The 21,562-nt window shown below is 37.6% G+C and carries 20 protein-coding genes and 1 pseudogene; 13 read left to right on the top strand and 8 right to left on the bottom strand.

Going from position 1 to position 21,562, the window contains the following annotated elements; all coding sequences use genetic code 11:
- Positions 1–5: 5 nt before the first annotated feature.
- Genes guaA through nadB form a run of 3 tightly spaced genes read right to left on the bottom strand, consistent with a single transcriptional unit; the run spans position 6 to position 4,337 of the window.
- Positions 6–1,541: a glutamine-hydrolyzing GMP synthase gene (gene guaA, locus Sdiek1_RS03515; protein ID WP_087437922.1), complete on the bottom strand. Its 1,536-nt coding sequence runs from the start codon at positions 1,539–1,541 to the stop codon at positions 6–8.
- Positions 1,542–1,554: 13 nt separating this feature from the next.
- Positions 1,555–2,904: a sodium:proton antiporter NhaD gene (gene nhaD, locus Sdiek1_RS03510; protein ID WP_087437921.1), complete on the bottom strand. Its 1,350-nt coding sequence runs from the start codon at positions 2,902–2,904 to the stop codon at positions 1,555–1,557.
- Complete coding sequence (nadB, locus tag Sdiek1_RS03505) at positions 2,892–4,337, bottom strand: L-aspartate oxidase (protein WP_087437920.1); 1,446 nt, start codon at positions 4,335–4,337, stop codon at positions 2,892–2,894. The genes nhaD and nadB overlap by 13 nt, the downstream gene beginning before the upstream one ends.
- 258 nt (positions 4,338–4,595) lie before the next feature.
- On the opposite strand from nadB, the gene Sdiek1_RS03500 reads away from it, so the two are divergent.
- The 6 genes from Sdiek1_RS03500 to Sdiek1_RS03475 all read left to right on the top strand — a co-directional run bounded on the left by Sdiek1_RS03500 (position 4,596) and on the right by Sdiek1_RS03475 (position 11,989).
- Complete coding sequence (locus tag Sdiek1_RS03500; RefSeq protein ID WP_238099130.1) at positions 4,596–4,934, top strand: hypothetical protein; 339 nt, start codon at positions 4,596–4,598, stop codon at positions 4,932–4,934.
- The gene (gene uvrC, locus Sdiek1_RS03495; RefSeq protein ID WP_087437918.1) at positions 4,928–6,727 is read left to right on the top strand and encodes an excinuclease ABC subunit UvrC; all 1,800 of its coding nucleotides are present in this window, start codon (positions 4,928–4,930) and stop codon (positions 6,725–6,727) included. The genes Sdiek1_RS03500 and uvrC overlap by 7 nt, the downstream gene beginning before the upstream one ends.
- A gap of 61 nt (positions 6,728–6,788) precedes the next feature.
- The gene (locus Sdiek1_RS03490; protein ID WP_087437917.1) at positions 6,789–7,958 is read left to right on the top strand and encodes a hypothetical protein; all 1,170 of its coding nucleotides are present in this window, start codon (positions 6,789–6,791) and stop codon (positions 7,956–7,958) included.
- On the top strand, positions 7,955–8,353 hold the full coding sequence (locus Sdiek1_RS03485) for an SEL1-like repeat protein (protein ID WP_087437916.1): 399 nt from the start codon (positions 7,955–7,957) through the stop codon (positions 8,351–8,353). Before Sdiek1_RS03490 ends, Sdiek1_RS03485 begins: the two co-directional genes overlap by 4 nt.
- A gap of 15 nt (positions 8,354–8,368) precedes the next feature.
- Positions 8,369–11,572 carry an ATP-binding protein gene (locus tag Sdiek1_RS03480; RefSeq protein WP_087437915.1) on the top strand — a complete coding sequence of 1,068 codons (3,204 nt, stop codon included), beginning with the start codon at positions 8,369–8,371 and terminating at the stop codon, positions 11,570–11,572.
- Positions 11,573–11,608: 36 nt separating this feature from the next.
- Complete coding sequence (locus Sdiek1_RS03475; RefSeq protein WP_192866770.1) at positions 11,609–11,989, top strand: response regulator; 381 nt, start codon at positions 11,609–11,611, stop codon at positions 11,987–11,989.
- Here the strand turns inward: Sdiek1_RS03475 and hisG are convergent, their stop codons facing one another.
- The 5 genes and pseudogenes from hisG to Sdiek1_RS03450 form a co-directional block, all read right to left on the bottom strand.
- Positions 11,990–12,613, bottom strand: coding sequence for an ATP phosphoribosyltransferase (hisG, locus tag Sdiek1_RS03470; RefSeq protein ID WP_087437913.1), 624 nt, complete (start codon positions 12,611–12,613; stop codon positions 11,990–11,992).
- A gap of 11 nt (positions 12,614–12,624) precedes the next feature.
- Positions 12,625–13,251: pseudogene (locus tag Sdiek1_RS03465) on the bottom strand (type III pantothenate kinase).
- Positions 13,248–13,565 (bottom strand): hypothetical protein, encoded by a 318-nt coding sequence (locus tag Sdiek1_RS03460; RefSeq protein ID WP_238099128.1) that lies wholly within the window; start codon positions 13,563–13,565, stop codon positions 13,248–13,250. Before Sdiek1_RS03460 ends, Sdiek1_RS03465 begins: the two are co-directional and overlap by 4 nt.
- 29 nt (positions 13,566–13,594) lie before the next feature.
- Positions 13,595–14,605 carry an outer membrane protein assembly factor BamB family protein gene (locus Sdiek1_RS03455; RefSeq protein WP_087437911.1) on the bottom strand — a complete coding sequence of 337 codons (1,011 nt, stop codon included), beginning with the start codon at positions 14,603–14,605 and terminating at the stop codon, positions 13,595–13,597.
- Complete coding sequence (locus Sdiek1_RS03450; RefSeq protein ID WP_087437910.1) at positions 14,605–15,186, bottom strand: hypothetical protein; 582 nt, start codon at positions 15,184–15,186, stop codon at positions 14,605–14,607. Before Sdiek1_RS03450 ends, Sdiek1_RS03455 begins: the two co-directional genes overlap by 1 nt.
- 151 nt (positions 15,187–15,337) lie before the next feature.
- Here Sdiek1_RS03450 and gatC point away from each other — a divergent pair, with 151 nt between their 5' ends.
- The 7 genes from gatC to Sdiek1_RS03415 all read left to right on the top strand — a co-directional run bounded on the left by gatC (position 15,338) and on the right by Sdiek1_RS03415 (position 21,559).
- Positions 15,338–15,628 carry an Asp-tRNA(Asn)/Glu-tRNA(Gln) amidotransferase subunit GatC gene (gene gatC, locus Sdiek1_RS03445; protein ID WP_087437909.1) on the top strand — a complete coding sequence of 97 codons (291 nt, stop codon included), beginning with the start codon at positions 15,338–15,340 and terminating at the stop codon, positions 15,626–15,628.
- 24 nt (positions 15,629–15,652) lie between these two features.
- The gene (locus tag Sdiek1_RS03440; RefSeq protein WP_087437908.1) at positions 15,653–16,720 is read left to right on the top strand and encodes a type IV pilus twitching motility protein PilT; all 1,068 of its coding nucleotides are present in this window, start codon (positions 15,653–15,655) and stop codon (positions 16,718–16,720) included.
- Positions 16,721–16,810: 90 nt separating this feature from the next.
- Positions 16,811–17,758, top strand: a complete 948-nt coding sequence (locus Sdiek1_RS03435; RefSeq protein ID WP_087439812.1) for a GGDEF domain-containing protein — start codon at positions 16,811–16,813, stop codon at positions 17,756–17,758.
- Positions 17,759–18,151, top strand: a complete 393-nt coding sequence (locus Sdiek1_RS03430) for a CvpA family protein (protein ID WP_238099126.1) — start codon at positions 17,759–17,761, stop codon at positions 18,149–18,151.
- Positions 18,152–18,304: 153 nt separating this feature from the next.
- Positions 18,305–18,772 (top strand): Fur family transcriptional regulator, encoded by a 468-nt coding sequence (locus Sdiek1_RS03425; RefSeq protein WP_087437907.1) that lies wholly within the window; start codon positions 18,305–18,307, stop codon positions 18,770–18,772.
- 16 nt (positions 18,773–18,788) lie between these two features.
- The gene (gene lysS, locus Sdiek1_RS03420) at positions 18,789–20,309 is read left to right on the top strand and encodes a lysine--tRNA ligase (RefSeq protein WP_087437906.1); all 1,521 of its coding nucleotides are present in this window, start codon (positions 18,789–18,791) and stop codon (positions 20,307–20,309) included.
- Between the two features lie 2 nt (positions 20,310–20,311).
- Positions 20,312–21,559, top strand: a complete 1,248-nt coding sequence (locus Sdiek1_RS03415) for a serine hydroxymethyltransferase (protein WP_087437905.1) — start codon at positions 20,312–20,314, stop codon at positions 21,557–21,559.
- The last annotated feature ends 3 nt before the right edge of the window (positions 21,560–21,562 follow it).

The following is a 21,562-nucleotide window of genomic DNA, read 5'->3' as shown; positions in this document are numbered from 1 at the left end:
GTTTGTTATTCCCATTCAATCGTTGCAGGGGGCTTGGAAGAGATGTCATACACCACACGATTAATGCCAGCAACTTCATTAATAATACGTCTGCTGATATTTTCCAAAATCGTATGAGGAATGTGCGCAAATGTAGCCGTCATTCCATCCGTTGCATCGACGATTCTCACACAAATCGTATTGTCATAGGTTCGATTATCGCCCATAACACCGACACTTTTCACATTTAAAAGGACGGTAAAGGCTTGCCACGTTTTTTCATAATAGCCAGAGGAACGAAGCTCTTGAAGCATAATGACATCTGCAGCTCTTAGAAGCTTTAAATCCTCTTTCGTTACTTCACCCATGATGCGAATAGCTAAACCAGGTCCAGGGAAAGGATGGCGAGAAAGCATATCTTTTGGAAGCCCTAATTCTGCTCCTAAAATACGTACCTCATCTTTAAAGATTTCACGCAGTGGCTCAATCAGTTCGAAAGTCATCCAATCAGGCAAACCACCAACGTTATGATGTGATTTGATCGTTTTGGAAGGCCCTTTGACGGAAACAGATTCAATCACATCGGTATAAAGTGTACCTTGAGCTAAAAACTGAATGCCATCATGTTTTTTCGCCTCTTCATCAAACACTTCGATGAACGTCTCGCCGATGATTTTACGTTTTTTCTCAGGATCACTCACGCCTGCAAGTCTACTTAAAAATTTCTCACTTGCATCAATCGTGATGAGGGGAACATTGCGACTTTTAAACATCGTTTCAACTTGTTCACGCTCATGTGCTCGAAGCAAGCCATTGTCCACGAACACGGAAACGAGTTGATCGCCAATGGCTTCGGCTAAAAGGGTTGCCACAACGGAGCTATCGACACCACCACTCACGCCACACAATACTTTTTTAGAGCCCACTTTTTCACGAATCTTCGCAATTTGCTCTTTCGCAAATGAGCCCATATTCCAGGTACTTTCACAACCACAAATGTATTTTGCAAAGTTCTTTAAAAGCTTACTGCCTTGTTCTGAATGAAAGACTTCGGGATGAAATTGAAACGCGTACATATTGCGTTTTTCATCGGCAATGGCTGCATACGGTGAATTTTCACTGTAGCCAATTTTCTCAAATCCAGCGGGTAATGCTTCGACTTTATCACCATGACTCATCCAAACGATTTGTCCGCAGGTCGTATCTTTAAAAATTTTATGATCACTCTCAAATTGAAGCTTAGCCTTACCATACTCTTGATGTGTCGCAGGAATAACACTCCCACCAAAATGGTGTGTCAACAGTTGCATACCGTAGCAAATACCAAGAAGAGGCAATCCTAGCGCATAAACAGCAGGATCAGGATGGTATGAATCTTTCGCATAAACAGACGCAGGACCACCGCTTAAAATAATACCTTTTGGGTTACGTTTTTTAATATCTTCGATCTTCTCATTGTAAGGCACGATCTCACAGTAAACACCGCTTTCACGAAGCTTACGTGCTATCAACTGAGTGTATTGTGAACCAAAATCTAAGACTAAGATAGGGACTTCTTTCATTTACTTCCTTCTATTAAAATATGCCAATAATTTCAAACTGAATATACCAAATCACCAACGAGAGAACATAACCAGCCAACACGGTCCATGCGTATTTCATATGCGTTCCAAAGGTATAGATACCTCTAAGTTTTCCCATAACTCCCACACCTGCGGCAGAACCAAAGCTAATTAAGCTTCCACCAATACCTGCGGTCATTGTCACCAGCAGCCATTGATCGTCGTTCATCGTGGGATTTGCTTTTAACACGGCACTCATCACAGGGACATTATCGACGATAGCCGATAAAAAGCCTACGCCAATATTGACCGTGGTTGCACCTGCACTATCATACAATTTTGCAGCTAAATCTAAGAAACCTAAAAAGTGAAGTCCTCCAACGGCGGCTAAGATACCGAAGAAAAAGAACAATGTATCGTATTCAATTTTGCTGATGGATTTAAAAATACTGATAAATTCATTGCTTCTACGTTTAAGCTGATAGGTGTAGAGTTTAAGCAAGGAGAGACCAAAAACCATACCCCACATCGGTGGTATATGAAAAAGTTGTTGGCAAAGAACAGCACACATGATGGTAATAACGCCTAAGCCAATCACCACTTTTCCACCTTTTAAGATCACCACGCGTTGTTCAACACTGGCATCAAAATGAGGTTTTGTATTGGGAACAGACAAAGAAAGTAACCATCCTGTGAGCAACCATCCTAAAAAAGAAGCAGGGAAAAGTCCAAAAAATTCAACAAAACTGGCTTTATCTGCCATCCATGTCATTAAGGTTGTAATATCGCCAAAAGGGCTCCAAGCTCCACCTGCATTCGCGCCTACAACAATGTTGATGGCACCTGGGACTAAAAAGAGTTTATCCTCTTTTTCAATCGTAATGAGAACCGTGGAGAGGATTAATGCTGTAGTAAGATTATCCGCAACTGGACTGATGAAAAACGCTAAAGAGCCTGTAAGCCAAAACAGTTTTTTATATGAATAGCCTTTTGAAACCAAATTGTATTTAAGCGCGTCAAACACACGTCGTTCAATCATCGTTTCAATGTAGGTCATCGCCACCATTAAAAAGAAAAAGATCTCTGCGATCTCTAAAATAAGGGCATCAAGTTCATGCGTTAAGGGTGTATTATCCATCCCGTTTACGGCAAAGTAAATACCAATGAGAATAAAAATAAATGTTCCCATAAACAAAGCAGGTTTTGATTTATTGATATGAAACTTCTCTTCAGCTGCAACGACATAATAACCCACAACGAAGAGGATTAAGGAGACGATTCCGACCCAAGTATTGGTGAGATTTTGACCACTTGACGCCCAAATGGTATTAACTAAAACTAATAGCGCTACTAAGATTCGCATAGGTCATTCCCTTGTTGTAAATAGTGTGCACCCAGTGATTCTTTTCGATTAAGCGCACTGGTAATAATTTCAAGTGACACTAAAAGTCGGAGTCTCAGCAGTTTTCCAATGGACAATGCTAACATCTCTTCCACTCTCTTTTTTGCTTTTTCCAAATTTTTTGGTTCTCGAAGGATGCCTGCATAATACCACATCAAATGGCGTAACTCATTTTTAAGCACCTTGTCATTTTCGCGCATCAGCACTTCTTCAACTTCGCTAAACGTACGCTGTACCTTTGGCTCGAAGATACTCTGTTTGATCTCCTCTGCCACACGAGCTGAGAACACTAATCCTTCGAGCAATGAGTTACTTGCAAGTCTGTTCGCACCATGCACACCGGTATTTGCACACTCTCCAACGGCATAAAGATCTTTTACATGTAAAACGTTCCCACGTAAGTCTGTTTTAATGCCGCCCATGGAGTAGTGAAATGCAGGAGAGATAGGAATTCTCTGCTCAGGTACGTTGTATCCAATATTGGTCATGTTAAAATAGATACTCGGGAAGCGCTGTGCAAAATGCTCTTTGGTAAAGGCACTTAAGTCCAAATAGACCTCTTTACCCGTTTTCTGTTTATAGCGAAAAATGGCACGACTCACGACATCACGGGGTGCGAGTTCACCTCTTGGATCATACTCAAACACAAAACGCTTGCCATCTTCATCCACAACCATTGCACCCTCGCCTCTGAGCGATTCACTTAAAAGCTGTTTGCGAACACTGTTTCCAAGGACAAAGGCGGTGGGGTGAAATTGCATCATTTCCATATCCGCAAGTGCAATACCGTGGCTTAAACAGATACCTTGCATATCGGCACTAATCGTTCGCGCATTGGTATGATACTCATACAAAGACCCCACACCACCACTGGCAATAATGACTTTTTTAGCGTAAAGATTAAAAATTTTATCGGCATGAAAAACACGCGCACCATAACAGACACCCTCATCAATCAATAGGTCAGTTACTTGCGTGTTATACAGAATGGGGAACGGAAGCTTTTGCATTAAAAAAAGGTGAATATAACGCCCCGTCGCGTCTCCACCTGCGTGTAAAATACGGTTCGTACTGTGAGCAGCTTCTTTGGTGTAGAGCAGATTTCCTGCTTCATCTTTATCAAAATTAAAGCCCATATCGATCAACCGTTTGATAGCAATAGGCCCTTCAGAGCAGAGCACATTAACTGCCTCCGGGTCACAATGTCCTGCCCCAGCACTGAGTGTGTCTTTTACATGTAAAGGTATGTCAGCCACATCTTTGGCAACGGCAACACCCCCTTGTGCATAGAATGTGTTACATTCCCATGCATAATCTTTAGAAACAATCAAGACACTCAATGACTTTGGCAGTGCGAGTGCCGTACTTAAACCTGCAATGCCTGTACCAATAATTAAAACATCATAAGACGTTTTTCATTTGACAGTTGTGCGTATATTTTTAGGATAGGTCGTTGTGTTACTGTCTTTGTAAATAGGAGGACCTTTAAAACCACAACCAAAAAGAGCAAAGCCCAAACATGCTATAATGAGAACATGAAAGATTCTAAAAGTATAATTTCTCATCTCGTACAACAACCTTCTATGAAGAAATATGAGCAGGTGCGTTGTTATGACAGATTGCTCAGTTTGTTACCCAAAAGCTTCACAAGTATGATACGCTTTGTGTACACCAAAAACGATACGCTCTTTTTTGTACTCAATCATCCTTGCGCCAAAATGGAATTTAATTATAAACGTAATTTAATAAAGAGTCTATTAAAAGAGGTTCACACACATTTTCCAGAGTGTGCCTGTTTACATGTAAAAGAGGTTCAAGCCTTTGTAACGAATCAAAAAAGTGAGGAAGAGGCGTTGATTGTCTCCGCCAATTCAGAAATTTTCTATGCAGAACAAGCTACGGGAAGTTTTGAAACGCTGTGTGAAGATGAAAAACTACGTTCCCTATTTGAAGCGATTAAAGAGACCATTGCCAAAAACAGAACATGCTAGCTCAAAAACTTAAAAACGCTCCGCACAATGCGGGAATTTATCAATATTTTAACGCGCAAGGCATGCTACTTTACGTTGGTAAAGCCAAAAGCATTAAAAATCGCGTGAAGAGTTATTTTCGCTTCTCAGGCGAACTCTCTGCTGCTCCCAATCTCTCACCCCGCATTGCGAAGATGATCAGTGAAGTTGAAAATGTCGAGTACATCGTCGTTCAAAGCGAACATGACGCACTCATTTTGGAAAATTCGCTCATTAAACAGCTCAAACCCAAATATAACATTTTATTGCGCGATGATAAAACCTACCCTTATATTGCGATCAATCTCTCCGAAGATTTCCCTCGTTTTGAGATCACACGGAAGATTATTAACGATAAAAATATCAAATATTTCGGCCCGCTTTCAGGTTCGGCCAAAGCACTCTTAGATGCACTGTATTTAGCCTTTCCTTTGGTGCAAAAAAAGGGGTGTTTGAAGGGTAAAAAAGCGTGTCTTTTTTATCAGATTAACCGCTGTTTAGCGCCCTGTGAACAAAAGATAGATACCGAAACGTACGCTCAAATCGTTCAAGAAGCACTCGAATCACTCAACGATCAAAAGAAGCTTGTGAATCTTTTACATGTAAAGATGGAAGAGGCTTCGATGAAGCTCAATTTTGAAGAGGCGGCGAAACTGCGAGACATCATAAACTCGATCAAAGATGCTTTACATGTAACGCATGTGGAACTCTCAAAATTGGAAGATTACGATGTTTTTGCCGTTGAAATTATGGAGAAAACAGCGGTCATTATGCGTCTGTTTATTCGTGGTGGCAAGATTGTCTCGACATCGCACACGCTGATGCACAATGCGTACGGTTTTGAAAAAGAGGAGCTCTATCAGCGCGCACTCTTTGAGTTTTATAACCCGATGAACCAAACCTTCGCCAAGCAAATTCTCATCGCAGAATCCTTTAATGAACAAGACGATATGAGTCACTTTTTAAGTGAAAAATTTGGCCAAAAGATCACGATCAGCGTTCCCAAGCGCGGTGAAAAACTGCATTTAACCTCTATGGCACAAGAAAACGCTAAGACGATTTTAATCCAACACAGCACGAAAAACAACACCTCTCTCGCCGAACAGATGCAAGTTCTATTTGATTTCGTTGCTCTTCCCAAACGCATTGAAATTTTTGACAACTCTCATCTTGGCGGCAAATCCCCCGTCGGAGGCATGGTTGTGTGGGACGAAGGGTTTGATAAATCCAGCTACCGTCGCTATGAGCTTCACCACAGCGATGAATATGCCCAAATGAGAGAAATGCTAGAGCGTCGTATGAATGATTTTTCCAAAGAATCCGCCCCCGATCTTTGGGTACTCGATGGAGGAGAGACCATTTTAAAACTGGCGAAAAGTCTGCTCTCTCAAAAAGGAGTTCAGGTCGATCTGCTCGCCATCGCTAAAGAGAAGCGTGATGCCAAAGCAAACCGTTCAAAAGGAGCGGCACATGATCTTCTTTACAACCAAAACCAGTCGTTTGAACTCCCTCCTAGCGATAAGCGTTTGCAGTTTATTCAACGCCTTCGGGATGAAGCGCACCGCTTTGCCATTACGTATCATCAAAAGAAAAAACGAGGGCGTGATATGAGTTTAGAACTTCAAACCATTGAAGGGGTAGGTGCAGCAACGATTAAGAAATTACTCCTCTACTTTGGAACCTTTGAAGCCATCTATAATGCGAGTCAAGAAGAGCTAGAGGTCACCGTAGGTAAGAAGCTTGGGGCTAATCTATTTCTGGGCTTAAAAAAGTAGGTTAGTTTTAAGTATAAGTGAGTTAAAATGGAATTTTCAACGTTCACTCAAGGATCGTCATTTGATACTTTACGATAAAAGTGGTCTATTTCTAGGAATGGGAACCCAAGAGTTGTATCTATTAGGATACGAAGACATGGAAGAGTTTCGTAATTATCACAATGATTTTGCCGACCTCTTTGTGAACAAACCTGGCTTTATCTTTAAGTTCAAAAACTTCTCATGGATTGATTATGCTCAACATAGCGGTACACCCAATAAACGCGTTTTGATCAAAACCAAAAATGGTAAAGAGATTGAGACATCACTGACTATTAACGAAATATACCTTCAAAAAGAGATTAACGGCTCATTTATTTTCTACAGTGTGGAACTAAACAACGCACCCTTTAAACATGACCTACCTCTTTCAACAAACAAATCTCTAGCTTCTGAGCCTATGATCGAAAAAGAGTTATCCCCTAGCTTAATTCCACATGAAGAAGCTTTTATTGAAGATGCTCCACCATCTTTGTCATCTGATATTAACTTTGATACCCCGTTATCCTTATCCACTGCAGAACGAGAGGATGATTTTATAGCTCCCACCTTCAAACCTTTAGAAGAGCCGTTTCCTGAATCTAAGGAAGAGAGTGATTTGAAAATTGGTGCATCACTTCCTTTTCCAGAAGATTCATTTGATTTTAAACTTAAATTTGACGATAACATTCTAGAAGAGCCAAAAAGTGAAGAGAGACAAGACGAAGACACTTCTTTTGAATATCACTCTATCGACCAAATCAAAATCAATGATCTTGATTTTGTAGCTCCTGTTGAAAATTATCCCGATGACAAAGAAGAAAATCTCCGTGAAGATACAACACTCTTTGTTGACGAGCTCAGAAAAACACCCGTACCGCTCGTTGAAGATGAAGAGTTTGATCTTGCACTGTGTGCTGAAGAGCTAGGACTTGATATTAGTACATTAGCACAAATCCTTGAAGAGTATATCAATGCCTTAAATATTGCAATGCCCCTTCTATTGCAAGCTATTAATGACAATAACCGCAACAATGCCAAAGAAGAAATTACAAAACTCAAAAGCATTGCACTGCATTTGCAAATAGCCTCACTTTCTAATCAATTTGAGCATCTTGAAACCAGTTTAGAGTTTGATACTAAAGAGGAAATTCTCCAAACATTAAAAAACCTGCAAGATGTAGTTGCCCGTTTTAAGGAGAATGTTTTATGAATAAACTGATATTGGGCCTTCTTTTACCTCTATCTTTCTTATTTGCAGATAGCTTTCGAGATGCAATGATGGAGTATAAAAGTGGTAACTTCACACATGCTAAAGAGCTATTTGAACTCTCGATTAAGAAAGAAAATTCAGTGCAAGGATATTTTTACCTTGGCAAAATGTATCTTTACGGTGAAGGCGTTGAAGCCAACCCAGCACTTGCTATTCCCTACTTAGAACAAGCGGTGATGAAAGGCAATATTAAGGCAAAATGTTACCTTGCCGAAGCCTATCTTAAAAATAAAGTCAAACATGATGAGGCTGTTTCCCTCCTCAACCAAGGGGCAAAAGATAGCGTTACATGTAAAGACATTGCTTCTACTTACAATATACTACTAAACAGTTAATAAAGGACTCCGACCATGAAATTAACGACTCAGCATACTTTAAGACTTATCAGTCAATATCCTCTGATTATTCTTTTTATTTTTTCCAGTTACTTTCTCTTCTTATCATACAAACAATTTGATACAACGTTAACACTGAAAAATAAAATAGAAAGTACCAGAGTTTTAAGCACACTCTCTATTGAGCTTGCAAAAGAGAGAGGACTGAGCGCTTCTTATATTTCAAGTCAAGGAAGTATTGCAAAAGAATCTCTCCAAGAACAACGCGTAGCTGTTACAAAAGCCATTACAGAATTTCATAACTTTTATCAAACACATGAAGTAACACCAAATATTAAAAATACTATCCTCTACCTTAACAAGGTTGGTGATATGCGTCAAGCAGTCGATAAATTTTCGATTGACTTTAATAAAATGTTCTTTGATTACTATAGTCAGGTTAATACATTTCTCTTAAAAGAGCTTGAGACACTTGGAACCATCAATTCCAACTCCAATATCTCGAACCTCACATACTCCTTAATTTCTGCCTACAAAAATATTGAATACTTAGGACAAGAAAGAGGTTTCGTTTCTAAAATCCTCAGTCAATATGTCCCTTTTAGCCCTAAGGATCTTGAAATTTGGATTAGTATTTTTGGTGTTTCCAATATTTTTGATCATACTACTATTAATGACCAAGGAACACGCACACAAATTGAAACGCTTTATAAACTCCCAGAGAATATTAAACTTGATGAGGAAATCACCCAAGTAAAGGCTGAACTTATTACAGCGGCACAAAGCGGCGAATACTTAATCGACCCTACGCTCTGGTTTGGTCTCTTAACGAAAAAAATTGATATTCTTGACAAATCTGCTCAAATTATTAAAGCTTCTCTTAATGTAGAAGAAAAAAACTATGATACTCAAAATATGGGTCAATTGATTGGTGCAGGGCTTACATGGATTATTTCCATCATTTTGATGTTCTTAGGACTAGGACTTTCAGGACAATTTAGAAAGAATGTTCAAGGCCTTGAAAATATCTTTACACGTGTTGAAGAGCTTGCCGAAACAAAAGAAAAAGTTGACTTTAATACAGCGGAAGGTATGAACGTTGCCTACGGTATTATCGATCGAGCCATTGAAAACATTGCCAAAGAAAAGAAAAATGCGGAAGAAGCCAGTGCTGCAAAAAGTATCTTCTTAGCTAATATGTCCCATGAGATTAGAACGCCGCTTAATGGTATTATTGGATTTACAGAACTTTTGAAAAATTCTGATCTCGATGAAGAAAAACGCGAATTTGTGGATGTTATTGAAAAAAGTTCTGAAAACCTTTTAGCCATTATTAATAATATTCTTGACCTTTCTAAAGTGGAAAGCAATAAAATTGAAATCGACGAAATTCTCTTCTCCCCTATTGATGAGTTTGAGAATGCCGTTGAAGTGTATGGACCTAAAGCTGCTGAGAAAAATATTCAGCTCTCCTTGTATATTGACCCTAGCTTACACAATTATCTTAAAAGTGATGCTGTTAAGATCAAAGAAGTGCTCATCAATCTGATGAGTAATGCTGTTAAATTTACTCCAAACAATGGTCAAATCACGGTAGAAATCAAACGTGTCGATAATGCACCGCTTGATAAAGCTCGCGTACTCTTTAGTGTACAAGATTCAGGTATTGGTATTAACAAAGATAAAATCGAAGGTATTTTTGATGCCTTTAATCAAGCTGATTCTACAATTACACGAAAGTTTGGAGGTACAGGACTTGGCCTAACCATCTCATCAAAATATATTGCTCTTATGGGTGGTCGTTTAGAAGTTGAAAGTGACGAAGGTAAAGGTAGCCGCTTCTTCTTTGTATTAGACCTTTTAGAGTCAAGTTCAAGCGGTACCGACTATAAAGATCATTTCAATGACTTTAACTGTGCCATCTATTCACCTCTAAATAGTAATAAAGCACACACTGAGTTTATGTATGATTACTTTACTTATTTTGGAGCACATGCAAAATACTATACAGATTTTCCTGCACTTAAAAATCTTATCTTTAAAGCAGGAAGCAATATCATCGTCGCTGATTATAACAATCTGACCAAAGAAGAGCTTGAAGAGTATAAAAAAATCAAGTTACCTATTATTCTAATCTTTAAATCTTCTCAACAGGTTAAGTACAATGAGTTTAATACGAAATACATTACACCAATTTATGAGCCAATCAACGTATCAAAACTTGTTAGAGCGTTAGAATCCAAACGCGAATTTTTACCTGCAAAAGAAGACCGTATTGAGCCACAACCATTGCCAAAAGTTACTTTTGGCAAGAAATTTAAAGCAAATGTACTTGTTGCCGAAGATAATGAGATTAATCAAAAATTAATTCGAAGAACATTAGAAGATTTAGGCCTTAATATTACGATTGTACCTAATGGTCTTCAAGCTGTAGAACGCCGACGTAATGACAATTTTGATATGATCTTTATGGATATTGCGATGCCCGTTATGGATGGTATTGAAGCAACGCATAAAATTCTCGAATATGAAGAAAAAAACCATCTCCCCCATATTCCTATTGTTGCAATTACTGCTAATGCACTCAAAGGTGATCGCGAGCGTTTTATGAAAGAAGGGTTGGATGAATACATCACCAAACCAATCAAAAAAGACAGCATTATTAGTATTCTTAACCTCTTTATTCAAGATAAAATTGATTTTGCAGCTCAAGAGGAAGTTCCTTCGGTAGACGTCAAACAAGCTGCAGTAGAGCATCAGCCTATTGAGACAAATATGCCTCTTCTATCTGAAGAAGTCCCTCATTTGTCAACAAGCATCGAAGATATGCAAACCCCTATTACTGAAGAGAAAAGTAATGAGTCAATCGTTCCAACCATTGAAATCAAAGATGTACTTGTTTTGAAGAAAAGCCCTATTGAAACGAAAATATTTACAAGTGTTTTAAGTAAAATGTGTGAATACGTTGAATCAGCAACTTCATACAATGATTTTAAACAAAAAATTGGATCAAAACACTACAAAGTTATTCTTTTTGATAAAGAGATGCTTCTTGATGATATAGAAATATTTTCAACATGGATTCAGTCAACTGAAAAAGAACATAATGTAGGCAAAATCCATACAATTATGTTTATTGATCCAAAAGACAAAAATCAAGATACCACCGTTGCCTTTGATGCTATTTTACCAAATCAAATTAGCAAAAAAAGACCTTGAGACGCTTATCCATAAGTTTATTTAAAAGGCCATATGATGGGAAAACAATTGAAGATTTTAGCGGTTGATGATGATTTTATTAATCTAAAACTCATTAGTTCAATGCTACGCAAGAATACACATGTAGGCGTTATTATTGAAGCTACCAATGGATTAGATGCTATCAATATCCTAAAGATGCAAGGAGATATTGATCTCGTATTACTTGATATCAAAATGCCTGTTATGGATGGTATTGAATTTTTAACGAATATTCAATCTATGATAGAATTTAAAAAACTTCCTGTCATTGTTTTAACTACCGATGAAACTCGCAAACATGAAGCCTTTGATCATGGCGCTTTTGATTTTTTAGTTAAACCTATTAGAGAGCATGATCTCAGCAGTAAAATAGCGAAAGTTGCTGATCTATTTTGATCAGCAACTACGTTTTTGTATCACTTCATTTATCTTATAATACAATGAAGTAATTTCCTCTTTCTTTTCAATAAAACTATTTTTATTTGCAATTAAATATGCCGAAGAATCTAAAATTGTTTCAACAACCTTAAGTCCATTTTGCTTCATTGTGCTACCTGTTTCAACAATATCAACGATAACATCTGAAAGCCCTACGAGAGGGGCTAATTCGATAGAACCATACAGTTTAATAATGTCAACTGCCATCGCTTTTTTGGAAAAATATTTTTGGGTAATATTGGTCATTTTTGTAGCAACTTTCAGTTCTGGAGCACGATAATCAATCGTTTTGCCCTCTTGAATACCGACACATACTTTACATTTTCCAATACCAAGATCAAGTAAACGTAAAAGATCCTCATCTTTTTCTTCTAACACATCCAACCCAACTACACCAATATCTGCAGATTGATGCAAAACATAGGCTGGAACATCTTGATTTCGAACCAATAAAAATCGGAAACCATCTGCTTCCAAAATTAGTTTACGATCATCAAAACGAAATGCTGTTCCAAAAATTTTCTCAAAAATTTCTAACGTCTCTTCTGCAATTCTGCCTTTTGGCAATGCCACTGTTAACATTCTTTTCCCTTTTATTCTAATTGTGCTTCTTTGATAGTTTTGAGCATTCCTCTAAAAATCAGTGTTCGATCAAAAATCGCATTGCCGAAAAAATTTGGAGAAAAAACTTTCCATCACCACCTGTAAAAAAAAATTCTTTTATCTTTACATGTAATTTCTAAAAGCATTATAATTGACTTAATCACACCATATGAGATAGCATCATTCGTCTTCTGTGGTAGTGCGTCAAGTGATACACTTGGATTAATAGGAAGCATAAGACGAGGTGAAATGGAAGCATAACACTTCTCATAAGCACTAAGCCCTGGCAAGATAAAGCCTCCTAAGTGCATTCCTCCTGACATAATATCAACCGTTATTGCACTTCCTGCATCAACAATCATACCATCCCTGATTGTCGAACATGCAGCAATACGATCAATTCCCATACCTTGATAAATCGTATCAAACTCGAAAAAAGGTTCCAAATCAATAAAATTATTTTTAGATTGAAGTGTAGCCTTGAGAGCTTCACAAACGCTAATATAATAGACTTTTTCTGTGGCTACAAACTCTTTAAATTGTTTATGCGACATTGTCCATACTTTACCATCTTGATAAAAATCTGCATTTGAGTTACCAATATCACATAAAATCATTCATAAACCTTCCAACCATTTTCATGCAGTAGGAGTGCTGCCTTTGAACATACTGGTGCTTGTAGCAATAAGTGTTTATACTTATAGGCATGTTGGAAATGTAATTCTAATGCACGCGTAAATTCAATAACTTCCTGTACATGTTTCATAAGAAAACGACTCTTTTGCTGGGAATGAAAAATTAAGTGATAAAAAGATTTGCGATCAGTACCACAAAAGATGGCAAGTTTTTTACGAGTATGAAGCACTGTTTTGGGATCCACTATTTCTAGAGATGTAAAAACGATCTGTTTATTACAAATACGCTCTAACATCTCCTTCATAATGGTGTTAAATCCAACTCTTATTTTTTACGATTTAGTTTGAAAAAGTGATTTTTATAATAAAGGGCATCACCCGTTGTAAAGACATGGCTTTCTATACTGTCAGGAAGTTTATAAACATTCGTTGAGATAAGATCTAAGTCTGTCGCAATGACATAGCCACCTTTTTCAATCATATAGATAAAATCACCGTAAATGGTTCCAGAAAAAGTTGCAAATGGGAATTTGCGTTCTTTAAGTGTTTTAAGATCTGCATCGGTAAGAATGACACGTCCATCTTTGGTGAAAACAAAGATACGATTTTCAAGAACAATCACGTCTTTTACCTCAGTTTCTAAAAAACTGATAGCTTTTGGACTAATGGAAACAACTTTACTTTTTGTTGCAGCAACCAAACGATCACCTAAAACTTGAAGATAAATAATATTACCAAAAAACTTTTCATTACTTACAACAACATCACGGATTGGTTTTTTAGTTTGTTGATCAACAATTAGCAATTTACCATCAAGTGTTGGGAAAACAATCAAATCACCCAAAAAGTATGGAGAAGCAATGCGAGAATCTAAAACATACACATTATCTTGTCTTAAATGCATCATCTCTTTGCCATCATTAATATCAATAATCACAAGTTCATTAGAACCCAAAACAAGTGCTAAAAGATTTCCTTTGAGCGCTGCAGAAGCTACAGCAACACTACATTCTTTAGAAAAAAGAACTTTTTTATTGGCATCGACAATTTGTAAAGCACCACACTTAGAAGCCGCAACATAACGACCTTTATCTTCAGAGAGGTAAACAAAACCTTCTGGTAAAATGACATTTGTCAGACCATTTTTGGTTATCACTTGGCCATTAGACAATGTTGCGCCATCTCTTACTGCATCTATAATTGTTCCAGGCAATGAATCATCATAACTGACTTTTCCAGAAAGTGATTCTGGTTCAAAGTATTGTCGTTTTGTACCACAGCCGCTTACAACCAATAATAAAGCCAAAAGTGAAAAGGCAATTTTTGCGTATCTCATTATTTCAAACCTTGATAGTGTTCTAGATTTTTTGCAATCTGTTTAAGTGGTGAATTTGCATCAATCTGTGCAAATTTCAACCTCGCCTCTTCGATTTTCTTATCTTTGAGTAAATCATATCCTTCTTGAAGAAGCACCATACCTGCCAATAACTCCCCTTTTGGTGTAGCATTAAGATCAAGTTGAGAAAGCTGATAGGTCGCCAAATCAGCTAAAATAGGATTTTCTTTAGAAAGAGAGACTGTTTTAAGTGCTTCAGTATCACCTTTCACCAGTGCTGTTTCAAAAATAAACATCGTATACAACTTTGGATTTTTCGCCTTAAGTGTTTCAAGCGCTGTCGTATTGTTAGCATCTTTTAAAAGAGCTTGATACGCTTCATTTGAAACTTTTAAACGCTGCTGCGACATGATGTCATTGATAGCATACCATCCAGCACCCAAAGCTACAAGCACTAATGCCGAGATAATATATTTTTTATTGCGATTAAAAAAACGCTCTCCTTTGATCATTCCCTCAAGGAACTGCTCTTCAGTGCTAATTTCTTCTTTGACCGCTTGAATATTCTCTTTAAGTCCCAAACACTATCCTTAATAAGCGATTTTTAAAAACATGGCAAAGTTTATCACAAGAAATATAAAAAGGGACTAATAGAAGTCTACTATCGTTTCAGTATCCACCAAAAGAGAATTTGCTATAATTACCTTTTAAAAGATTTAAGGATTTTAAACAATGAAAATTGATAATGAACTACTTCAAAAATTGGAAAGACTCTCCTCTTTAAAAATTAGTGATGAAAAGAGAGAAGGTGTCATTAGTCAACTCAGTGAAATTGTCTCTTTTGTTGAAAATCTTAATGAACTCACTCTGGATGGTGAAGAAGCAACCTTTACAACACTTGCAGGTGGTACACCATTTCGTGAAGACATCCCTAATGTCAATCATGAAATTATTAAAACTATTTTACAACATGCACCACAAAGCGAAAGTGGCTTTTTTGTCGTTCCAAAAATCATTGAATAACGTTTATTTGAAGGGGAATTGAAAATGAGTTCACTCAATATCAAAGCATTATTAAAAAACGTGGTAGCCTATAAAGCATCAGATTTACATCTTGTTGGGCGTAGCGAACCACAAATTAGAATTGATGGAAAACTTGTTCCTCTTGATATGGAAAAACTAAATGGTACAACCATTGAAGAACTCTGTTATACTCTTATTACCGATAAGCAAAAGAAAAAACTTGAAGAAGAAAAAGAGCTTGATTTTGCAATCATGTTCCCTGATATTGGCCGTTTTCGTGCAAACTATTATTACACGATCAATAGTGAACTTGCCGCAGCATTTAGGATTATTCCTATTGATATTCCATCCTTAGATGATTTAAATGCTCCCATTGTTTTTAAAGAGCTTGTTCAGCGAGAAAAAGGACTTATTCTTGTCACTGGACCTACAGGAAGTGGTAAATCAACGACACTGGCCGCTCTTTTAAATGAAGTTAACCTCTTTGAACATCGCCATGTTATTACTATCGAAGATCCTGTCGAATTTATTCATACCAATAAAAAATGTCTTTTTTCACACCGAAATGTGGGTGAAGATACCAAAAGTTTTGGTAGAGCGCTCAAATTTTCACTCCGTGAAGATCCTGATATTATCCTCGTGGGTGAGATGCGTGACCAAGAAACTATCAGTACGGCCATTACGGCTGCTGAAACAGGACACTTGGTTTTAGGGACACTGCATACCAATTCAGCAGTCCAAACCATCAATAGAATTGTTGATAGTTTTGAAGGAGCTGAACAAGTACAAGTACGTAATATGCTTGCAACATCCCTATATGCTGTCATTTCACAAAGTTTGCTCCCTAAAGTAGGAGGAGGAAGAGTTGCTATCCATGAAGTTATGATTAATAATTCAGCTATTGCCAACTTAATTCGTGAAAATAAAATTCATCAGATTTATTCGCAAATGCAACTTAACCAACAAAAAACAGGCATGATTACTCAAACACAAGCAATGATGAAAAGCCTTAGAGCCAATCTTATTACTAAAGATGATGCCATCCGTTACTCTACCCAGCCACAAGAACTTCTCAATAATATGGGGATGTAATAAGTAATTTTACTAATATTACAGCTTATTCAAGCTATACTAAAGCATTAAAAACTCTAAAATAAAATGGGTAAAAAGGCACCTATGGAAATGAACAACAATAATCATATCGCAGAAATGGTTTTTCAGCTTGCAGAAGAGACATTTGCAAAGCTTAAGAGTTTAAACATTCCCCCTTATCCAAAATATTATCACGATACGTTTGTTGAGACACTGCAAAAAAGCGGTGATACAGAGTTGATGGATCTTACAAAAAAACATAGTTACCTTTTTTCCAATGCCCAACAAGAAGAGATGGTAAGTGAAACCTGCTTTGGTTTAATGAAAAAAGGGTTAGAAGAGTTTGTAAAAACAAATGATAACCTTAAATTTATTTCAGATGAAACATCTATCAATATTGACAATATCAAAAAAGATTATGAGAGTGTTGATACACATCAAGTTCTACAGGCTTTTGATAACTTTCAAGGTAAGATATTACATGAACTTCAAGCTGCCGATGAAACAATTGCTAAACTCAAATTAGAAGTAGAACGCTTAGAACGTGAATCCAATATTGACCCTCTAACAAAAGCCCACAACAGAAGAGTTCTTGTTAAAGACTTAGAAGAGCTACTGAGTGTTGGTAGAGATAGAGATATGGATATGCATCTTGTCATGTTCGATGCCGACGATTTTAAACAAATCAATGACTCCTTTGGCCATATTGCAGGCGATAAAACCTTAATTTTTCTATCCAAGCTGATTCAAAATTCACTTAGACGCGGAACACGTATCTATCGATACGGTGGTGAGGAATTTGTCGTTATTTTGAACCGAACCTCTTTTGAGGAAGCAACAAAAATCGTTGATCGCATTATTAAAGAGACAAGCGATAGCAAATTACTTTATAAAAATCATGATATCCATCTAACGCTGAGTGCAGGCATTTGTTCTCATAAACGCACGATGAGTGCCGACGATCTTTTGGATACAGCAGACAAAGCGCTCTACGAAGCCAAAAAAAGTGGTAAAAATTGTTTTAGGAGCGCACATTAAATGGCAAATTTTTCGATGTTTGACCTTATATCTCTTGCCTTAGTGCTAATATTGGGAATTAAAGGCATTATTAATGGATTTGTAAAAGAGGTATTTGGTCTCTTAGGTATTATTGGTGGTATCTACTTTGCTTCGCGTTATGCACATGAAGCAGGTAAAATGATCAGTGATCATATTTTTGTATTTAACAATCAAGCATCCTTATATCTTTTTGGATTTATTGCCGTTTTGATTGTTTTTTGGATTACGTGTATTTTTTTAGGATATCTTATCGCGCAAGCCTTGAGCCTAAGTGGACTTAGTATGTTTGATAAATTGGCTGGTTTTGCCATAGGCAGTATGAAAATTATTTTTAGTTTTTTCTGTTTTGGCAGTCACATTAACCAATATTGAGTTCATTAAATCAAGAATCGAACCCTACGTTGCTAACAGCATGATGTTTCCACTCTTTTTAGAGACTGGCAAATACATTGTCAAACTTGATACCAACACCATGTTTGAGAATTTGCAACCTAAAGAGAAAACTAACCCTTAAAAGAGGTCATGATGAGTACGTTTGAAAATCTTGAATATAACTCCTTACTCTCAAACTTTAAAGAGTTATTGAAAAATAATAGTTTAAAATTTACCAAGCAACGCGAAGTCGTTTTAAAAACACTCTATGAAAAAGATGAGCACTTTACGCCAGAAGATCTCTATATTTTTCTTCGCAGCACGTATCCAGAGCTTAATATTGGGATTGCTACGGTCTATCGTACACTGAACCTGCTTGAAGAATCTCTCATGGTCACATCGATCTCATTTGGTGTTGCCGGTAAAAAGTTTGAACTTGCCAATAAACCTCATCATGATCATATGATCTGCAAAAACTGCGGACTTATTATCGAATTTCAAAATGATAAAATCGAACAACTACAACTTGAAATTGCGCAAGCAAACCATTTCACCATTACCAGCCATTTAATGCAACTGCGTGGCCTTTGCAAAGAGTGCGCCAAAAATAGTAAACATTAGAAAAGAGGACGATATTTTGATATTTCAAGACCAATACCAACAACAACGCATCGAAAAGGGAAAGGCGCTACATGCCCTTGGTCATAACCCTTACAGGCATAATATTATCAAAGATACGAGCACCAAAGAGTTTTTAGAGTGCTACGAATATGTTGCAGAGAGTGAACTCAAACGCGATGAGAACAAGAACAACACGGTTGTAGGACGTATCAAATTTCTACGCCATATGGGAAAAGCTGCCTTTGCAAAAATCGAAGATGAGCAAGGTGTTCTTCAAATCTATTTCAGTCGCGAGTCTATTGGTGATGCATGGTTTGATGAAGCTAAAAAACTTGTTGAAGTCGGTGATATTATCAGTGTCACAGGTTTCCCTTTTGTGACAAAAACAGGTGAACTTTCTTTACATGTAAAGACATTGGAAGTCGCAACCAAATCAATTGTACCTCTTCCTGAAAAGTTTCATGGTCTCCAAGATAAAGAGTTACGTTATCGCAAACGCTACCTTGACATGATTATGAACCCTGATGTACGAAAAACTTTTAAAATCAGAAGTAAAATTGTCAGTGAAATTCGTCATTTCTTTGAAGAACGTGACTTTCTAGAAGTTGAAACTCCCATGATGCACCCAATCGCAGGCGGAGCGAATGCAAAACCATTCATCACGCGCCACAATGCCTTAGGGGTTGATCGCTACCTAAGAATTGCACCAGAACTTTACCTCAAACGCCTTGTCGTCGGTGGTTTTGAGTCAGTCTTTGAAATCAACCGTAACTTCAGAAATGAAGGTATGGATCAAACACACAATCCTGAATTTACCATGATCGAATTTTACTGGGCATACCATAATTACCATGATTTAATGCGCCTCACCGAAGAGATGTTTGATGTGTTGTTAAAGAAACTTAAACTTCCACGCAAACTTCCTTATGGAGATTTGGAAATTGATTTTTCAAAACCATTCCAAAAAATTGCTTTTAGAGCAGCGCTGAGTGAAATCGGTGGCGTTCCAGATGAAATTCTTGATGATTGTGCTCAAATAACAAAATATATTACAGATAAAGGTTTGAGTGTTGATGCTAATTTAAACCTTGGCAAACTCTATGAAGAACTTTTTGATCTTTTTGTTGAAGAAAAACTCATCAATCCAACCTTTATCATTGATTATCCAATTGAAATCAGCCCACTTGCACGTAGAAGTGAAATCAATCCAAACATTGCAGAACGCTTTGAACTCTTCATTGCCGGGCGTGAGATCGCCAATGGATTTAATGAACTTAATGATCCTATCGATCAATACGAACGCTTTGCAAAACAGTTGCAGGCTAAGAATGCAGGCGACGATGAAGCCCACGAGATGGATGAAGATTATGTCTATGCTCTAGGCTATGGATTACCACCAACTGCAGGGCAAGGGCTAGGAATTGATCGTTTAACGATGTTACTCACTAATGAGTTATCGATTAAAGATGTTATTCTGTTCCCAGCAATGAAACCCCTTGGTGACGCTGATGAACAAACACAAAAAGACGAGGAATAAAAATGAGTATTTTAAAAACTGTTGACCCTGTTGTTTACGATCTAACCGTAAAAGAGTTAAATCGCCAATGTGATCATTTAGAAATGATCGCCAGTGAGAATTTTACCTATCCTGCGGTTATGGAAGCAATGGGCAGTGTTTTCACAAACAAATACGCAGAAGGTTACCCTGGTAAGCGCTACTACGGTGGTTGTGAATTTGCTGATGCTGTTGAACAACTTGCAATTGATCGTGTGTGCAAACTTTTTGGCTGTACGTATGCGAATGTCCAACCAAACTCAGGTAGCCAAGCCAATCAAGGTGTATACCAAGCACTGTTGAATCCTTTTGATAAAATTTTAGGTATGGATCTAAGCCACGGCGGTCACTTAACCCACGGCGCCAAAGTAAGCAGTTCAGGTAAAACGTACTCCAGTTTCTTTTACGGCGTTGAACTTGATGGTCGCATTAACTATGATAAAGTAAGAGAAATTGCTCATATTGTTAAACCTAAAATAATCGTGTGTGGTGCAAGTGCCTACCCAAGAGAACTTGATTTTGCTAAATTTAGAGAAATTGCAGACGAAGTGGGTGCGTATCTTTTCGCAGATATCGCACACGTTGCTGGTTTAGTTGCGGGAGGTGAACATCCAAGTCCATTCCCACACTGCCATGTTGTAACATCCACAACGCATAAAACGCTTCGCGGACCTCGTGGTGGAATTATCCTCACTAATGATGAAGAGATCGCTAAGAAAATTAATAGCGCCATCTTCCCTGGTATCCAAGGTGGTCCATTGGTACATGTGATTGCAGCCAAAGCCGTTGGTTTCGCTGAAAACCTAAAACCTGAATGGAAAACATATGCAAAACAAGTTCGTGCTAATGCAAAAGTTTTAGCCGATGTGCTGATTAAAAGAGGTTATGATATCGTCAGTGGCGGCACTGATAATCATCTCGTGCTCGTTTCGTTCTTAAACAAAGAATTTAGCGGTAAAGAGGCGGACTTAGCACTGGGTCGCGCAGGTATTACCGTTAATAAAAACACGGTTCCTGGCGAGACAAGAAGCCCATTTGTCACCAGTGGTGTTCGTATCGGATCCCCTGCTCTTACCGCACGCGGTATGAAAGAAAAAGAGTTTGAAATCATTGCGAACAAAATTGCCGATGTACTCGATAATATCAACGATGAAGCTTTACATGTAAAGATCAAAGCTGAGATGAAAGCATTAGCAAGTAATTTTATTATTTATGACAGACCAACCTACTAAGGG

This window comes from Sulfurospirillum diekertiae, assembly GCF_002162315.1.
GTDB lineage: Bacteria > Campylobacterota > Campylobacteria > Campylobacterales > Sulfurospirillaceae > Sulfurospirillum.
The sequence above is the reverse complement of the archived record's forward strand: the minus strand, read 5'-3'. Positions and strand labels throughout refer to the sequence as shown.

What these genes read in the sequence shown, in the direction of transcription:
- guaA (WP_087437922.1), bottom strand. Translation starts at nt 1,541, where the DNA reads ATGAAAGAAGTCCCTATCTTAGTCTTAGATTTTGGTTCACAATACACT.
- nhaD (WP_087437921.1), bottom strand. Translation starts at nt 2,904, where the DNA reads ATGCGAATCTTAGTAGCGCTATTAGTTTTAGTTAATACCATTTGGGCG.
- Sdiek1_RS03500 (WP_238099130.1), top strand. Translation starts at nt 4,596, where the DNA reads ATGATACGCTTTGTGTACACCAAAAACGATACGCTCTTTTTTGTACTC.
- uvrC (WP_087437918.1), top strand. Translation starts at nt 4,928, where the DNA reads ATGCTAGCTCAAAAACTTAAAAACGCTCCGCACAATGCGGGAATTTAT.
- Sdiek1_RS03485 (WP_087437916.1), top strand. Translation starts at nt 7,955, where the DNA reads ATGAATAAACTGATATTGGGCCTTCTTTTACCTCTATCTTTCTTATTT.
- Sdiek1_RS03480 (WP_087437915.1), top strand. Translation starts at nt 8,369, where the DNA reads ATGAAATTAACGACTCAGCATACTTTAAGACTTATCAGTCAATATCCT.
- Sdiek1_RS03475 (WP_192866770.1), top strand. Translation starts at nt 11,609, where the DNA reads ATGGGAAAACAATTGAAGATTTTAGCGGTTGATGATGATTTTATTAAT.
- hisG (WP_087437913.1), bottom strand. Translation starts at nt 12,613, where the DNA reads ATGTTAACAGTGGCATTGCCAAAAGGCAGAATTGCAGAAGAGACGTTA.
- Sdiek1_RS03460 (WP_238099128.1), bottom strand. Translation starts at nt 13,565, where the DNA reads ATGTTAGAGCGTATTTGTAATAAACAGATCGTTTTTACATCTCTAGAA.
- Sdiek1_RS03455 (WP_087437911.1), bottom strand. Translation starts at nt 14,605, where the DNA reads ATGAGATACGCAAAAATTGCCTTTTCACTTTTGGCTTTATTATTGGTT.
- gatC (WP_087437909.1), top strand. Translation starts at nt 15,338, where the DNA reads ATGAAAATTGATAATGAACTACTTCAAAAATTGGAAAGACTCTCCTCT.
- Sdiek1_RS03440 (WP_087437908.1), top strand. Translation starts at nt 15,653, where the DNA reads ATGAGTTCACTCAATATCAAAGCATTATTAAAAAACGTGGTAGCCTAT.
- Sdiek1_RS03435 (WP_087439812.1), top strand. Translation starts at nt 16,811, where the DNA reads ATGAACAACAATAATCATATCGCAGAAATGGTTTTTCAGCTTGCAGAA.
- Sdiek1_RS03430 (WP_238099126.1), top strand. Translation starts at nt 17,759, where the DNA reads ATGGCAAATTTTTCGATGTTTGACCTTATATCTCTTGCCTTAGTGCTA.
- Sdiek1_RS03425 (WP_087437907.1), top strand. Translation starts at nt 18,305, where the DNA reads ATGAGTACGTTTGAAAATCTTGAATATAACTCCTTACTCTCAAACTTT.
- Sdiek1_RS03415 (WP_087437905.1), top strand. Translation starts at nt 20,312, where the DNA reads ATGAGTATTTTAAAAACTGTTGACCCTGTTGTTTACGATCTAACCGTA.